This window comes from Streptomyces mobaraensis NBRC 13819 = DSM 40847, from assembly GCF_017916255.1.
Taxonomy (GTDB): Bacteria; Actinomycetota; Actinomycetes; order Streptomycetales; family Streptomycetaceae; genus Streptomyces; species Streptomyces mobaraensis.
Map to the genome: position 1 here is coordinate 6,677,962 of NZ_CP072827.1, position 14,612 is coordinate 6,692,573.

Genomic DNA, 14,612 nt, shown 5'->3' on the forward strand with positions numbered 1-14,612 from the left:
GCCTGCGTCCTGCGAGACCTTGGGGGCACTGCTCGGGCACGCGACTCGTTGTAAAGTGGGGAAACAGCCCTTGACCTGCAAAAACGCAGGCAGGGAGCCTACTCACGGGAGTATCTCCATGTACCGCACCATGATGAAGTCCAAGATCCATCGCGCCACCGTCACCCAGGCCGACCTGCACTATGTGGGATCCGTGACCGTGGACGCCGATCTGATGGACGCCGCCGATCTGCTGCCCGGGGAGAAGGTGGACATCGTCGATATCGACAACGGCGCACGGTTGTCCACCTATGTGATCGAAGGGCCGCGTGGGTCGGGTGTGATCGGGATCAACGGTGCGGCGGCCCGGCTGGTCAGCCCTGGGGATCTGGTGATCCTCATCGCCTACGGGGTGATGGAGGACGCCGAGGCCAGGGCGTTCGAGCCGCGGGTGGTCTTCGTCGACGAGCGGAACGCCGTGGTGGACCTGGGGGCCGACCCGGCGGCGGTGCCGGAGGGGGCGGGGCTGGTGCGCGGGGACCGGGTCGCGGGCGTCTAGCGAGTACCCGGGGTCGGGGCGCCGGCCGCCTCCGTCAGGGCCCGGACGGACAACCGGCCCTGGGCGCGCACCCGTTCGTCGTCCGACGGGCGGCAGCGGCCGGTCGCCGGGTCGAATTCGGCCATGATCACGCCCGCGTGGTCCGCCGCCGGCTCGTCCAGCCGGGCCGGCCAGCCGCGGGCGGTGAGCGCGGCCAGAGCCGCGCGGGAGTGCTCCGGTCCCATCAGGGTGTCCTCGGTCCCGTGCACCAGCAGGACGGGCACCGGCGCGACCGGCCGCCCGGCGGCGGAATCGATCGGGTCTATCGGATCGACCGGTTCCATCGAGTCGGTCAGGTCCGTCAGCGGCGGCGTCCCCGTCGTCCGCGCCGGCAGGTCGTAGCGCGACGCGAGGCCCACAACGGCCGCCGGGCGCCAGCCGTCGGCGACGTCGGGGCGGAGCGCGACGCCGAGGGCGGCCGAGGCCCCCGCGGACCAACCGGCCAGCACGATCCGGTCCGGATCGCCGCCGTATGCCGCCGCGTTCGCCCGGCACCACGCCAGCGAGCCGAGCAGCGCCGCCCGTCCGGCGTCGGGCGCGTCGGCCCGCCAGTCCGGTACGGCCACGACCACGCCCCGCGCGGCGACCTCCCGCGCGAGAGGGGCGAGCACGCCCCGGTCGTCCGGGCTCGTGCCGTGCCAGAGCAGCACCACCGGCAGCCCGGCGTCCGGCCCTTCGGGGCGGTGGACGTCGACGTCCTTGCCCTGCCGCGTCCGGGCGAGGTGGAGCTGCGGGGCGGGGAGCGAGGGCATGGCGGCCTTTCCGGGGAAGGGTGCGGATGGCGTGACTCCTGGGGCTTCCGCGGACGTTACCAGCCGGTTTCGCCCGTGGGGACGGCCCCGGGGCGCCCATGACGCCGCCCCCGCCCCGCGCCCCAGACCCCGCGGCCGTACGGCCGGCATCGCCACGCCACCACCGCCTCGCTGTCCGTGACCGGGTGGCTGCGCCGAGTCGCGCATCCGGGAGGCCCGGGTCATGCTGAAACGGCCGGCAGCACTCCGTGGCGTACGAGCGAGGGCGGTGACCATGACTGAGACAGCTCTCCGACGGCGTACGCGCCAGAGCCCCGCGACGGCCGGGCTGTTCGCACGGCTCGCGGCACTGCCCGACGGGCCCGAGCGGACCCGGCTGCGGCAGGAGCTGATCGCCGCCTGGCTCCCCATGGCCGAGCGCATCAGCCTGCGCTACCGGTCCAGTGGCGAGAGCCCGGCCGATCTCCGGCAGGTGGCGGCGCTGGCGCTGGTCCGGGCCGTCGACCGGTTCGATCCGGACCGCGGCTTCGCCTTCGAGTCGTTCGCCGTCCCCACCATCAACGGCGAGCTGAAGCGGCACGTGCGCGACCACGTGTGGTCGCTGCACATCCCCCGGCGTGACCAGGAGCTGCGGGCCGCGGTCCGCGCCGCGCGGTCGCGGCTGGAGCAGAAGGGCGCCGGAACGCGCGTCACCGAGGCCGCCCTGGCCGAAGAGGCCGGACTCACCGAGGCGGAGGTCCGGCGGGGCATCGACGCGGACGGGGTGCACCACACGCTCTCCCTGGACCACCCCATCGACGGCGCGGGCGAACTGCCGCTGGCCGACACCCTGGGCCGGGTGGACCGCGCGCTGGACCTGGTCATCGACCGGCAGTCGCTCAGGCCGCTGCTCGACGCCCTCCCCGAACGCGAGAAGTCGGTCCTGTACTGGCACTTCTTCGGCAATCTCACCCAGCAGCAGATCGGCGCCCGGCTGGGGGTGTCGCAGATGCAGATCTCGCGGATCCTCAGCCGCACCTGCGCCCACCTGCGGCGGCAGCTGCTGGCGCCCGTCTGATCCGGGGGCTCCGGGGCACACGTACATCATCGAACGGCATGCACAGCACGCAACGGCACCGAACGAGGTTCACGACCATGACGTCACAGCACACGCACCTGACCCCCGACCTGCCGCCCGTCGTGGAGGTGCCGGACCTGCCCGGTGCGCCGGGGCCGCGCCCGTCCGGCACGGCCCGGCGACGTGGGGAGCGGGGCGACGCGGGGGACGACGGGGGGAGCGCCGGGTCCGGGCCGTCCCGGCCCGCCGAGCCGGAACGGAGCCGGAACGAGCGTGGCGCCCATCACGAGGGTGATGGGCGCCACGAGTGCGCGGGGGAGGGTTCCGGCGGCTGACTGTGACCCGCCCCCGCGCGGTGTGCGGTCCGGTGTACCGCAGTCCGGGGGTGAATCAGTCGGCGACGCAGGTGTTGCCGAAGGTGGGGTTCAGCAGGGCGATGATGTCGATCGAGTTCCCGCACAGGTTGATCGGCACGTGGATCGGCACCTGGATGGTGTTGCCGGAGATCACGCCGGGGGAACCCACGGCCGCTCCATTGGCGTTGGAGTCGGCTACTGCGACGCCCGAGGCGCCGGCGGCGACGGCGCCGGCGGCGGCGGTCATGAGGACTGCCTTGGCGATACGCGACATGGCTGAAGCCTTTCTAAGGGGTGTTGAGCGTCAATTGTGACCGGGGTTTCCGGTGGGGATGCACCAAAATGGCCTGCTGAAGCATCAATTAACCCATTGAGGGCAATAAGTCAGATGTGATGCACGGGAATTGAGGGGGCGCCCGATACGTGGGAGCATGGCGGGTCGTCGCGGACGGCCCGCCTTCGTGCATGCCCTCCGGCGTATGGGTCCGGCGTGCAGGCGCCTTGCGCTCGCCGGGGCGGGTTTGGTAATGGAGGCGGGCTTCCGTACAGTTTCCCGGAAGCCTCAATCGAACGTATGGACTGGAAACAACAGCGGCTATGACGGTCACAGAAGAGAGCCGCGGCGACGCCCGGGGCACCGCCGAAGGGGCGGGCATCGCCCCCGAGCGCCTGGCGATCTGCCTGGACGTGCTCAAGGAGCTCGACGAGCTGCCGATCGACCACCCGGACGCGATCACCGTCCGCCGGGCCACCTCGGGCATCTACCGCACGGTCAAGCAGCGCCGCCGCCAGGAGCGCCGGGCCGCCAAGACCGCCCACGACCGCCAGGTCACCGAGGCCACGGCCACCGGCTCCGCCGACCGCATCGACGACGAGACGCAGGGCATCCTGCCCAGCTCCACCACCCTCGGCGAGATAGCGGGCATCCTGGAGCGCCCCCGCTCCTGCTACATCTGCAAGACCCGCTACGTCGAGGTCGACGCGTTCTACCACCAGCTCTGCCGCCCCTGCGCGGCCGAGAACCGCGCCCGCCGCGACGCCCGGACCGACCTCACCGGCCGCCGGGCGCTGCTCACCGGCGGACGCGCCAAGATCGGCATGTACATCGCGCTGCGGCTGCTGCGCGACGGCGCGCACACCACCATCACCACCCGGTTCCCGAACGACGCCATCCGCCGCTTCAAGGCGATGCCGGACAGCGACGAGTGGATCCACCGGCTGAAGGTCGTCGGCATCGACCTCCGCGACCCCGCGCAGGTCGTGGCGCTCGCCGACAGCGTGGCCGCCGAGGGCCCGCTCGACATCCTGATCAACAACGCGGCCCAGACCGTCCGCCGGTCGCCGCGCGCCTACAGCGAGCTGGTCGCCGCCGAGTCGGCGCCGCTCCCCGCGGGCGCGCTGCCGGCGGCCGAGGTGATCGGCGCGTTCGGCAGCGGCGCCGTGGACGCCGTCGCCGCGCTGCCCACCGGGAACGGCGAGGGCCTGACCGCCCAGGACGTCACCGACCTGGCGCTCGTCTCCGGCTCCGCCTCGCTCGCCCGGATCGAGGCCGGTACGGCGATCGACGCCGGCGGCCTGGTTCCGGACCTGGCCGCCACCAACAGCTGGATCCAGACCGTCTCCGAGGTCGACCCGGTCGAGCTGCTGGAGGTCCAGCTCTGCAACTCGACCGCGCCGTTCATCCTCATCAGCCGGCTGCGCCCGGCGATGGCCGCCGCCGCGGCCCGCCGGAAGTACGTCGTCAACGTCTCCGCCATGGAGGGCGTCTTCAGCCGCGGCTACAAGGGCGCCGGCCACCCCCACACCAACATGGCCAAGGCCGCGCTCAACATGCTCACCCGCACCAGCGCCGAGGAGATGCTGGAGACCGACGGCATCCTGATGACCAGCGTCGACACGGGCTGGATCACGGACGAGCGCCCGCACCCCGACAAGGTGCGGCTGGCCGAGGCGGGCTTCCACGCCCCCCTCGACCTCATCGACGGCGCCGCCCGCGTCTACGACCCGATCGTGCGCGGCGAGGAGGGGGAGGACCTGTACGGGTGCTTCCTCAAGGACTACCGGCGCGCCGACTGGTAAGCGGAGTGCGGTAGGGGCGGACGGACGGGCCGGTGCGCGGGAGCGCCCGGCCCGTCCGTGTGCGCGGGGTGCCCCGGCGGCCGTCCCGGGGGTGGATCGTCAGCCGGCCGGCGGGGCAGCGGACGCGAGGACCCGACGACCCGTTCGTCCCGCACCGGCGGCCCCGCCCCACAGCGCCGCGCACGACAGCGCTCCCCAGCCCACCGATACCGCCACCGCGCCGGCCCGACGCGCCGGGCCCGGCAGGGAGCGCCCCAGGAGCACCGCGTCGCCGAAGTCCGCGGCGATCCGCAGCAGCGTCGCCGTGCGCAGGGCCGCGCCCTCCGGCGCGAGGAGCATCGCCAGCCCGCAGGCGGCGTCGCGCCAGGCCAGCGGGGCCAGCGAGACGCGGACGGCGGGTGTGTCCGGGAGGCCCGAGGGGGCGCCGAGCAGCCGTGGGCGGCGGGTCACCGCCAGGCCGTAGACGGCGGTGGTCGCGCCGATCGCGCGCAGCAGTCCGGTCCGCATGCCGCCAGTCTTCCCCGGAGTCCGCCGTCCGGCACTCCGGCGGGGCGGGGGTCAGGCCGCGCGGACGGTCCGGGCGACGGGGTGCAGGGCGGCGTACTCCAGGGGCGCCGACGGGTCGATGGACACGTCCAGCGGGGCGGGCTCGGCGCCCGCGCGGACCAGCAGGTCGCCGACGGCCGCGATCATCGCGCCGTTGTCGGTGCACAGCCGCAGCGGCGGGACGCGCAGCTCCACACCGGCCGCGGCGCAGCGCTCCTCGGCCAGGGCGCGCACCCGGGAGTTGGCGGCCACGCCGCCGACCACCACCAGCGTGCCCACGCCGTGTTCGACGCACGCGGCGACGGCCTTGCGGGTGAGGACGTCGGCGATGGCCTCCTGGAGGGAGGCGGCGCCGTCCGCGACCGGCAGCGGCCGGCCGGCCGCGCGGTGCCGCTCGGCCCAGCGGGCGGCGGCGGTCTTCAGGCCGGAGAACGAGAACGTCCACGGGTCGTCGCGGGGCCCGGTCATCGGGCGGGGGAAGGCGACGGCGCCCGGGTCGCCGTCCCGGGCCGCCCGGTCCACGGCGGGGCCGCCCGGGTAGGGCAGTCCGAAGACGCGCGCGACCTTGTCGAAGCACTCGCCGGCCGCGTCGTCGAGGGTGTCGCCCAGGTGGACGATCGGGTCCCGGGCCAGGTCCCGGACCAGCAGCAGCGACGTGTGCCCGCCGGAGACGATCAGCACCACGCACGGGTCCGGCAGCGGCCCGTGCTCCAGGGTGTCGGCCGCGACGTGCCCGGCCAGGTGGTGCACCCCGTACAGCGGGACGCCCAGCGAATAGGCCAGCCCCTTCGCCGCGGCCACGCCGACCTGCAGCGCCCCGGACAGCCCGGGTCCGGTGGTCACCGCGACCGCCCCGACGTCCGCCATCGTCAGCCCGGCGTCGGCCAGCGCCTGCCGGACCACGGGCGTGGCGGAGTGCACGTGGGCGCGGGCCGCGATCTCGGGGACCACGCCTCCGTACCGGGCGTGCTCGTCCATGCTGGACGCCACCGCGTGCCCCAGCAGCCTCCCGTCCCGGACGAGGCCGGCGCCGGTCTCGTCGCAGGACGATTCGATGCCCAGCACCACCGGTGAACGTCCCACGCCGAATCCTCCTGCCGAAGTCATGTAGTTGCACATCGTACGCAATAAGTAGGTCCCGTCGTCGCGGTGCCGGGGCGGTCACCCGGGGCGCCGGCGCGCCGCCACCAGGGCCGTCAGCGCCGCGACGGCCGCGACGCAGCCGCCGAGCGCCATCAGCGTGGACGGGGACGTGCGGTCCAGCACCCCGCCCCCGGCGAACGCCCCCAGCGAGAACGTCGCCTGGAACGCCGCCGTGAACAGGACCGACGCCGCCTCCGGGGCGTCCGGCGCCGCCCGGACGAACAGCGCCTGCGAGGCCGCCGGCACCGCGCCGTACGCCACGCCCCACGCGGCCAGCAGGACCAGGGCCCCGGCCGGGCCGCCGCCCAGCACCGGCAGCAGCAGCGTCGCCGCCGCGAGCAGGCCGGCCGCCGCCCCGAAGACGTACCGCGGGTGCCGCGCCGCCCGGGGGCCGCCGAGGAAGGTGCCGAGGACGCCCGCGGCGCCGTACGCGAGCAGGAAAGCGGTGACGGCCCCATCGTCCAGGCCGGTCACCCGCTCCAGGAACGGGGTCACATAGGTGTACGTCCCGAAGTGGGCGAGGACGACGAGGAACGTCAGGAACGCCGCCGCGCGGGTGCCGGGGCGCCGCAGCACCTCCCCGAGGACCGCCGGGCGGGTCGCCAGGAGCGGAGGGAGCGGCGGGACGGTCGCGAGCAGCGCGGCCAGGACGCCGGCCGCCAGGACGGCCAGGGCGGCGAAGGCCGTCCGCCACCCGGCGAGGTCCCCGACCAGGGTGCCGGCCGGCACCCCCAGGACGGACCCGAGCGGAACCGCCGAGAAGATCACCGCGGTGGCCCGGCCGGCCGCCTGCGGTGGCACCAGCCGCTCGGCCAGCCCGGATCCGACCGACCAGAAGCCGCCGATCGTCACCCCGACCAGCATCCGCGAGACGAGGAGCAGCGGCAGCCCGGGCGCCACGGCGGCGACCACGTTCGCCACCGTCAGCAGGAGGGCGAGGGCGTGGAGCACCAGTCGGCGGTCGGCGCCCGCCGTGGCCACGGTGACCATCGGCGCGGAGACCGCCGCCAGCAGCCCCGGTACGGCCATCGCCAGTCCGGCCGCCCCGTCCGAGACGGTGAAGTCCGCGCCGATCGAGGTCAGCAGGCCGATCGGCAGGATCTCGGTGGTGACGATCGCGAAGAGGCCCAGCGTCACGGCGACGACGGCGGGCCAACCGGCCGCCGGTGGCCGGGCGGCCTCGGTCGGGCCGCCGGGCGGTGCGGAAGGGAGGACGGGCATGGAAGTTCCGTTCTGTACGGCGGGATTGGGGTCGGTGATCACTCCAGCAGCCCGCGTGGGGGAGGGGCCGGCGGATCCGCGACGCGGACGTCGCCGGCGTACGGTGATGTCGCGGATCCGCGAACCGCCCGGCCGACCGCGGGGCGGGGCGGGCGGTCTTGCCCCGATGCCGGGTGTACCGGAGTCCTCGCAGGTCAGTAGAGTTCCGGTACCGCCCGTCCATCGACCGCCCGAGGTGTCCGTCCGTGCCCGCCGCGTCCGCCGTGCCGTCCGTGCCCTCAGGGGCCGCCGAGCCCCGTACCCCCGTCACCGTCGTGGGGATCGGTGCCGACGGCTGGGAAGGGCTCGCGCCCGGGGCCCGGGAGGAGTTGCGGGCCGCCGAGGTGATCGTGGGCGGGGCGCGGCAGCTCGGGCTGGTGCCGGAGGAGTGCCCGGGGGAGCGGGTGGCCTGGCCGTCGCCGCTGCGGCCCGCCGTGCCGCGGCTGCTCGCGGAGCACGCCGGGCGCCGGTTGGCCGTCCTGGCCAGCGGCGACCCCATGTTCTTCGGCATCGGCCGGACCCTCGCCGACGAGCTGGGACCCGAGCTGCTGCGGGTGATGCCGCACCCGTCCTCCGCTTCGTACGCCTGCGCCCGGCTGGGCTGGCCGCTGGACGGCACCGAGGTGGTCAGCCTCGTCGGCCGGCCGCTCGACGCGCTCGCCGCCGCCCTCCAGCCCGGCCGCCGGCTGCTGCTGCTCAGCGCCGGCGCCGGCACCCCGGCCGAGGTCGCCGCGCTGCTGCGCGAGCGCGGTTTCGGGCCGAGCGCGATGACGGTCCTGGAACAGCTCGGCGGCGACCGCGAGGCCCGCCGCGAGGGCACGGCCGACGCGTGGGAGCACCCGGCCGGCGACCCGCTGAACGTCGTCGCCGTCGTCTGCCGCCCCGCGCCCGACGCCCTCCGGCTGCCGCTCGTCCCCGGTCTGCCGGACGAAGCGTACGACCACGACGGGCAGTTGACGAAGCGTCATGTCCGCGCGGCGACCCTCGCCGCCCTCGGGCCCGCCCCCGGCGAACTGCTCTGGGACATCGGCGGGGGCTCCGGCTCCATCGGCATCGAGTGGATGCGCGCCCACCGCTCCTGCCGGGCGGTCACCGTCGAACGCGACCCCGTCCGGGCCGGCCGGATCGCCCGCAACGCCGCCGCCCTGGGCGTCCCCGGTCTGCGCGTCGTCACCGGCGCCGCGCCCGCCGCGCTCGACGGACTGCCCGTCCCCGACGCCGTGTTCATCGGCGGCGGGCTCACCGCCCCCGGCCTGCTCGACGCCTGCTGGGCGGCGCTGCCCGAGGGCGGGCGGCTGGTCGCCAACACCGTCACCCTGGAGTCCGAGGCGCTGCTCGCCGACCGCTACCGGCGGCACGGCGGGGAGCTGGTCCGGCTGGCCGTGGCGCACGCCGTGCCCGTCGGTGGCTTCACCGGGTGGCGGCAGGCGATGCCGGTGACGCAGTGGTCGGTCGTCAAGGGCAAGGGCGGGGGCGGGGAGGCGTCCGGCCGGTCCGCGGCCGTACCCGCCCAGCAGCCGGCCCGGGCATCGAAAGAAGCCGCAGAAGCCGCAGAAGCCGTGGAAGCCGCGAGTCGTGAGCCGTGAGCCGCAGCCGTCGTGAAGCCGTGAAGCCGTGAAGTCGTAGAAGGAGCCCACCCCCATGACCGTCTACTTCATCGGTGCCGGACCCGGCGCCGCCGACCTCATCACGGTGCGCGGCGCCCGCACCCTCGCCCGCTGCGGCGTCTGCCTCTACGCCGGGAGCCTCGTCCCCCGCGAGCTCCTCGCCGACTGCCCGCCCGGGGCCCGCCTCGTCGACACCGCCAAGCTGGACCTGGACGAGATCACCGCCGAGTTCGTCCGCGCCCACGAGGCCGGTCAGGACGTCGCCCGACTGCACTCCGGCGACCCGTCCGTCTTCAGCGCCGTCGCCGAGCAGATGCGCCGGCTGGACGCGCACGGCATCCCGTACGAGATCGTGCCCGGGGTCCCCGCCTTCGCCGCCGCCGCGGCCTCCCTGGGCCGCGAACTGACCGTCCCGACCGTCGGCCAGACCGTCGTCCTCACCCGGGTCGCCGAGCGGGCCACGCCCATGCCGCCCGGCGAGGACCTGGCCACCCTCGGCCGCAGCGGCGCGCTCCTCGTGCTGCACCTCGCCGCCCGCCACGCGGACCGCGTCGTCGCCGAACTGCTGCCGCACTACGGCCCGGACTGCCCCGCCGCCGTCGTCGCCATGGCCAGCCGGCCCGACGAGATCGTGCTGCGCGGCCCGCTCGCCGGCATCGCCGACCAGGTCAGGACCGCGGGCGTGGTCCGCACGGCGGTCATCCTCGTCGGGCGGACGCTCGGGGCCGAGCAGTTCCCCGACAGCCATCTGTACTCGACGGAGCGCTGCCGTGACGCTGCGGGACGCTCGATGTTCTGAGCCCGTGCCCTAGCCCGCCGTGGCGGTCTCCGCCCGCAGGTCGGCCGCCTCGTGGCCGCCCTTGGCCGCGAGCTGCTCGGCGAGGTCCACGAGCGCGCGGGCGCCCGCCAGCTCCTCGCCCACCCGGGCCTCGCCCGGGTCGTCCGGGTGCCGGGCCGCCTTGCCGCGCGCCCGCACCTCGGTGCCGTCCCGCAGCCGCAGCAGGGCGGCGGCGCGGACGTGCCGTTCGTCCTCGTCGAACTCGACTTCCACATGCCAGCCCGCGACGTGCTGCACCGTCCTCACCTCCGCACTCCGCACCCGGCCCGGCGGCCGTACCGACGGGCCCTCGTCCCACCCAGGCTACGGCGGGCCCCGCGGCGCCGCACCCGCTCGGCCGCGCCGTTGACCCTCACACCGTGTCAGCCGCTTTCCTGAGGGGCGTCATGTTCATCATCGGAGATTTCGCCCGGTACGGACGCGTGTCCGTCCGCATGCTGCGCCACTACGACGCGACGGGGCTGCTGCGCCCCGCCCGCGTCGACGCCGTCACCGGCTACCGCTACTACAAGGCGGGCCAACTCGCCCGCCTCAACCGCGTCATCGCCCTCAAGGAGCTGGGGTTCACCCTCCGGCAGGTGCGGGCGATCGTGGACGAGGAAGTGGGGACGGAGGAGCTGCGCGGCATGCTGCGGCTGCGCCGCGCCGAACTGGAGGCCGCCGCCACCGCGGCGGCGGCCCGGCTGACGCAGGTCGAGGCGAGGCTCCGGAGCATCGAGAGCGAGGGAATCATGAGTACCCACGATGTGGTGGTCAAGGGCGTCCCGGCGGTACGGGTGGCCGAGCTGAGCGCCGTCGCGGCCGGTTACGCGCCCGAGGAGATCGGCCCGGTCGTCAGCCCGCTGTTCGCCGAGCTGTGCCGGCGGCTGGACGAGGCCGGGGTGACCCCGGCGGGCCCGGCCATCGCCTACTACGAGGACGACCCCGGCGGCTCCGGTGGCATCCTCGCCCACGCGGCGTTCCCGGTCGGCCCGGGGGTCACGGCCGCGGGCTTCGGCCTCGTCGACCTCCCCGGCATCGAGACCGCCGCCACCGTCGTCCACCGCGGCCCGATGGACGACGTCCTCCCCACGGCCCAGGCCCTCGCCCGCTGGATCGACGCCAACGGCCACCGGTCGGCGGGGTACGCGCGGGAGCTCTACCTGGAGTGCCCGGAGGACCCGGCGGGGTGGGTGACGGAGCTTCAGGAGCCCTTGCTGAAGGGCTAGTTGATTCCGAACGGGTCGGTGGTCAGCTCCTCGTCATTTTGTCGACGGCCTTGCCGATGTGCTTGTCGACCAGTGCGGGGGAGCCGATGAGCGTCGCCGAGACGCTGCCTTTGCGGACGGTGACGTACTTGATGACCGTCGGCCCGTTCGCGCCGTCCAGGGTCAGGAGAGTGCCGAACCGCTCGTCACCGAGCGCGGGGAGCTCGGGCCTGGCCGAGGTGGCCCGGGTCGGCGTGGTGCCTGCGGTGAAGGAGAAGGAGGGGCAGGAGTTGAAGGAGTCGTAGATCTCCTTGTAGACGGCGGAGATCCGAGCGGGGGAGTCGCTGTCCAGCTCGACCGCCATCCCCGAGTCCCCGGTCCCGCCGTACCTGAAGCCCGTCTTGACCTCGGCGGCGAGCTTCAAGGAGGGCAGCCGGGCGCTGAGCCGCTCCATCGCGGCGCAGCCCGTCGCTCCGAGGTCCGCCTCGTCCTTCCCGTCGTCCGGCACCTCGGTGTAGCCCGGGCCCAGGTCCGCGAGCGTCACCAGCCGCTGGCGCAGGCGGGCGGCGTCCAGCGGCTTCACGTCGGCATCGGCGCCGCCCGGCCGCTTCCTGTGCGCGTCCCCGGCGGGCGCCTGGGTGCGGACGGCCTCCGGGGTCTCCTTGCCGTCCCCCTTGTCTCCGCCGCACGCGGAGGTGGCCAGAAGCGCTCCGGCGAGGAGCGGCAGTCCCCACGCACGGGTGAAGTGCCGAAGCCGCATGTCCCTTTGTCCCCCCTGCTGTTGCCTCACTGATCCCAGGAGACCCTACCGCCCCGACGGTTACGGAAAACGCCCAGGTAACCCCCCGTCCCGGCTCTCTGAGCTGGGCGCGGCCGGCGACCGTTCCGGCCCGGTCGATCCGCGCAGGCTGCCGACGGGGACAGGCGCCCCGGGGCCGTCGCGCGCCGGCCCGTGCCGGGTGGGCTCAGCCCCGCCCCGGCCCCCTGGACTCCGCCCGCCCCACGATCGTCCCCGCCCGGTCGACGCACAGCACGTCGACGGCGACGGGTGCGCCGCGCAGGACGGTCAGGGCCTCGTCGCGGGCCGTCGCCGCGACCAGGTCGCCGAGCGGGACGCCGCGCGCGGCGCAGCGCTGGAGGGCGTCCAGACCGGTGTTGGCGGAGACGACCTCGGCCGCGAGGGCCTCGTCCGCGCCGGCGTGGCGGGCCAGTTCGGCGAGGAAGCCCTTGTCGACCTGGGAGCGGGACGAGTGCAGGTCCAGGTGGCCGGCCGCCAGTTTGGAGAGCTTGGCGAAGCCGCCCGCGATGGTCAGCCGGTCCACCGGGTGCCGGCGGATGTACTTGAGCACCGCGCCCGCGAAGTCGCCCATGTCGAGCAGCGCGTCCTCGGGCAGCCCGTGCACGGCCACCGCGACCTTCTCGGACGTCGAGCCCGTACAGCCGGCCACGTGCCGGCGCCCCGCCGCGCGGGCCACGTCGACGCCGCGGCGGATGCTGTCGATCCAGGCGGAGCAGGAGTAGGGCACGACGACGCCCGTCGTGCCGAGGATGGACAGGCCGCCCAGGATGCCCAGCCGGGGGTTCCAGGTGGAGCGGGCGATCTCCTCGCCGTGGTCGACCGAGACCTCGATCTCCACGTCGCCCGTCCCGCCGTGCCGGGCCGCGACCTCCGCCACGTGCTCGGTCATCAGCCGGCGCGGCACCGGGTTGATCGCCGGTTCGCCCACCGGCAGCGGAAGTCCCGGCCGGGTGACCGTGCCGACGCCCGGGCCCGCCCGGAAGACGACCCCCGAGCCGGGCGGCAGGAGCCGAACGGTGGCGCGGATCAGGGCGCCGTGGGTGACGTCCGGGTCGTCCCCCGCGTCCTTGACGATCGCCGCCATCGCGTGCCCGGCGGCCAGTTCCTCCGCCGCCAGGGCGAAGGCCGGCGTCTGCCCCTTGGGCAGGGTGATCGTCACCGGATCGGGGAAGTCCCCGGTGAGCAGGGCGGTGTACGCGGCGGTGGTCGCGGCCGTCGCGCAGGCGCCCGTCGTCCAGCCGTGCCGCAGACCCGTGTGCGCGAGCTGCGCGGCGCGGCCGCCCTTGGCCGTCGCGCCGGGGGCCCCGGCCGCCGCCGTGGTGTCGGTCACGCCGGCCACCCGCCGTAGGCTGGGCCTTTCCGTCCCACCGGGGGGACGGAAGGACGAGCGGAAAGGCGGCGGGTGAGCGTGGGTGCCGAGCGCCACATCCTGATCCTGGGCGGCACGACGGAGGCCCGCGGGCTCGCCGCCGCGCTGGCCGGCGAGCCCGCGCTGCGGGTCACCAGCTCGCTCGCCGGACGCGTCGCCGCGCCGCGGCTGCCCGCGGGGCAGGTGCGGATCGGCGGTTTCGGCGGCCCCGAGGGGCTGGCCCGGTGGCTGCGCGAGCAGCACGTCGACGCGCTCATCGACGCCACGCATCCTTTCGCCGACACGATCAGTTCCAACGCGGCGAGGGCCGCCGCGGAGGCTCAGGTTCCGTTGCTGGCCGTCCGCCGCCCCGGCTGGACGGCGGGACCGGGGGACGACTGGCGTCCGGTCGGGTCGCTGGCCGAAGCGGCGGAGGCGCTGCCCGGCCTGGGGAACCGCGTCTTCCTGACCACGGGCAGGATGGGACTCGCCGCCTTCGCGCACCTAGAGAATATGTGGTTCCTCGTGCGCTCGGTCGACGCCCCCTCGCCGCCGATGCCGCCCCGGACCGAGATCCTGCTGGCCCGGGGCCCCTTCACGGTCGACGGGGAGCGCGAACTGCTGCGCCGGCACCGCGTCGACGTCCTGGTGACGAAGGACAGCGGCGCCGCGGCCACGGCCGCGAAGCTGACCGCCGCCCGCGAGGCCGGGATCCCCGTCGTCGTCGTCCGCCGCCCGCCGCTGCCCGCGGGCGTGCCGACGGTCGCCGCGCCGGAGGAGGCGGTGGCGTGGCTGCGGGGGACGGGGGCGGTCTGACGCGCGGACGGGGCTGACGCGCGTACGCCCCCGACGGCGCGTGCCCGTCCGTTTCCGAACGGACGGTGGACCGGGGCGCGGCAGGGCGTGAAGGGGCGGGCGCGAGCGGTTCGATCCCCCAACGCGCCTACGCTGCCGATGAGTTGAGGGTTCGCGGTGACGTGTGATGTCGCTGTGCCGTCCCCGAGCGTGCCCGCCCCGCCGCCCCCGCCCGTGTTCAACTGCGCATCCGCGCCCCCGCCCGGGT

The 14,612-nt window shown here is 75.3% G+C and carries 15 protein-coding genes; 7 read left to right on the forward strand and 8 right to left on the reverse strand.

The window, feature by feature from the left end:
* Nucleotides 1-118 precede the first annotated feature (118 nt).
* On the forward strand, nucleotides 119-538 hold the full coding sequence (gene panD / locus J7W19_RS28725) for an aspartate 1-decarboxylase (protein ID WP_004954456.1): 420 nt from the start codon (nucleotides 119-121) through the stop codon (nucleotides 536-538).
* Here panD and J7W19_RS28730 read toward each other — a convergent pair.
* Nucleotides 535-1,329, reverse strand: a complete 795-nt coding sequence (locus J7W19_RS28730; protein WP_210455402.1) for a prolyl oligopeptidase family serine peptidase — start codon at nucleotides 1,327-1,329, stop codon at nucleotides 535-537. The two genes, panD and J7W19_RS28730, sit on opposite strands and share 4 nt — an antisense overlap.
* 274 nt (nucleotides 1,330-1,603) lie before the next feature.
* Here J7W19_RS28730 and J7W19_RS28735 point away from each other — a divergent pair, with 274 nt between their 5' ends.
* Nucleotides 1,604-2,386 carry a sigma-70 family RNA polymerase sigma factor gene (locus tag J7W19_RS28735; protein ID WP_004938352.1) on the forward strand — a complete coding sequence of 261 codons (783 nt, stop codon included), beginning with the start codon at nucleotides 1,604-1,606 and terminating at the stop codon, nucleotides 2,384-2,386.
* A gap of 390 nt (nucleotides 2,387-2,776) precedes the next feature.
* On the opposite strand, the gene J7W19_RS28740 is transcribed toward J7W19_RS28735, so the two are convergent.
* Nucleotides 2,777-3,016, reverse strand: a complete 240-nt coding sequence (locus tag J7W19_RS28740) for a chaplin (protein WP_040887449.1) — start codon at nucleotides 3,014-3,016, stop codon at nucleotides 2,777-2,779.
* Nucleotides 3,017-3,339: 323 nt separating this feature from the next.
* Between J7W19_RS28740 and J7W19_RS28745 the strand changes: the two genes are divergently transcribed.
* Entirely contained in the window at nucleotides 3,340-4,821 is a 1,482-nt protein-coding gene (locus tag J7W19_RS28745) for an SDR family NAD(P)-dependent oxidoreductase (protein WP_004938345.1), read from the forward strand.
* A gap of 99 nt (nucleotides 4,822-4,920) precedes the next feature.
* Here J7W19_RS28745 and J7W19_RS28750 read toward each other — a convergent pair whose 3' ends face one another.
* From J7W19_RS28750 to J7W19_RS28760, 3 genes are all read right to left on the reverse strand, one after another.
* On the reverse strand, nucleotides 4,921-5,328 hold the full coding sequence (locus tag J7W19_RS28750; protein ID WP_004938343.1) for a hypothetical protein: 408 nt from the start codon (nucleotides 5,326-5,328) through the stop codon (nucleotides 4,921-4,923).
* A gap of 51 nt (nucleotides 5,329-5,379) precedes the next feature.
* Nucleotides 5,380-6,435 carry a tRNA (adenosine(37)-N6)-threonylcarbamoyltransferase complex transferase subunit TsaD gene (gene tsaD / locus J7W19_RS28755; RefSeq protein ID WP_004938342.1) on the reverse strand — a complete coding sequence of 352 codons (1,056 nt, stop codon included), beginning with the start codon at nucleotides 6,433-6,435 and terminating at the stop codon, nucleotides 5,380-5,382.
* A 93-nt stretch (nucleotides 6,436-6,528) separates the two neighbouring features.
* On the reverse strand, nucleotides 6,529-7,731 hold the full coding sequence (locus J7W19_RS28760; protein ID WP_004938340.1) for an MFS transporter: 1,203 nt from the start codon (nucleotides 7,729-7,731) through the stop codon (nucleotides 6,529-6,531).
* A gap of 245 nt (nucleotides 7,732-7,976) precedes the next feature.
* Here J7W19_RS28760 and J7W19_RS28765 point away from each other — a divergent pair, with 245 nt between their 5' ends.
* Both J7W19_RS28765 and cobM read left to right on the forward strand, forming a co-directional pair.
* Nucleotides 7,977-9,356, forward strand: coding sequence for a bifunctional cobalt-precorrin-7 (C(5))-methyltransferase/cobalt-precorrin-6B (C(15))-methyltransferase (locus tag J7W19_RS28765; RefSeq protein ID WP_004938337.1), 1,380 nt, complete (start codon nucleotides 7,977-7,979; stop codon nucleotides 9,354-9,356).
* A gap of 55 nt (nucleotides 9,357-9,411) precedes the next feature.
* Nucleotides 9,412-10,176, forward strand: coding sequence for a precorrin-4 C(11)-methyltransferase (cobM, locus tag J7W19_RS28770; RefSeq protein WP_004938334.1), 765 nt, complete (start codon nucleotides 9,412-9,414; stop codon nucleotides 10,174-10,176).
* Nucleotides 10,177-10,185: 9 nt separating this feature from the next.
* Here cobM and J7W19_RS28775 read toward each other — a convergent pair whose 3' ends face one another.
* Nucleotides 10,186-10,452, reverse strand: coding sequence for a dsRBD fold-containing protein (locus J7W19_RS28775; protein WP_004938332.1), 267 nt, complete (start codon nucleotides 10,450-10,452; stop codon nucleotides 10,186-10,188).
* Between the two features lie 149 nt (nucleotides 10,453-10,601).
* Between J7W19_RS28775 and J7W19_RS28780 the strand changes: the two genes are divergently transcribed.
* Nucleotides 10,602-11,423, forward strand: a complete 822-nt coding sequence (locus J7W19_RS28780; protein WP_004938331.1) for a MerR family transcriptional regulator — start codon at nucleotides 10,602-10,604, stop codon at nucleotides 11,421-11,423.
* A gap of 22 nt (nucleotides 11,424-11,445) precedes the next feature.
* Here J7W19_RS28780 and J7W19_RS28785 read toward each other — a convergent pair whose 3' ends face one another.
* On the reverse strand, nucleotides 11,446-12,162 hold the full coding sequence (locus J7W19_RS28785; protein ID WP_004938328.1) for a hypothetical protein: 717 nt from the start codon (nucleotides 12,160-12,162) through the stop codon (nucleotides 11,446-11,448).
* A 205-nt stretch (nucleotides 12,163-12,367) separates the two neighbouring features.
* Nucleotides 12,368-13,540 (reverse strand): cobalt-precorrin-5B (C(1))-methyltransferase, encoded by a 1,173-nt coding sequence (locus J7W19_RS28790; protein WP_004938327.1) that lies wholly within the window; start codon nucleotides 13,538-13,540, stop codon nucleotides 12,368-12,370.
* A 63-nt stretch (nucleotides 13,541-13,603) separates the two neighbouring features.
* Here J7W19_RS28790 and J7W19_RS28795 point away from each other — a divergent pair, with 63 nt between their 5' ends.
* Nucleotides 13,604-14,365, forward strand: coding sequence for a cobalt-precorrin-6A reductase (locus tag J7W19_RS28795; protein ID WP_004938325.1), 762 nt, complete (start codon nucleotides 13,604-13,606; stop codon nucleotides 14,363-14,365).
* Nucleotides 14,366-14,612: the final 247 nt, after the last annotated feature.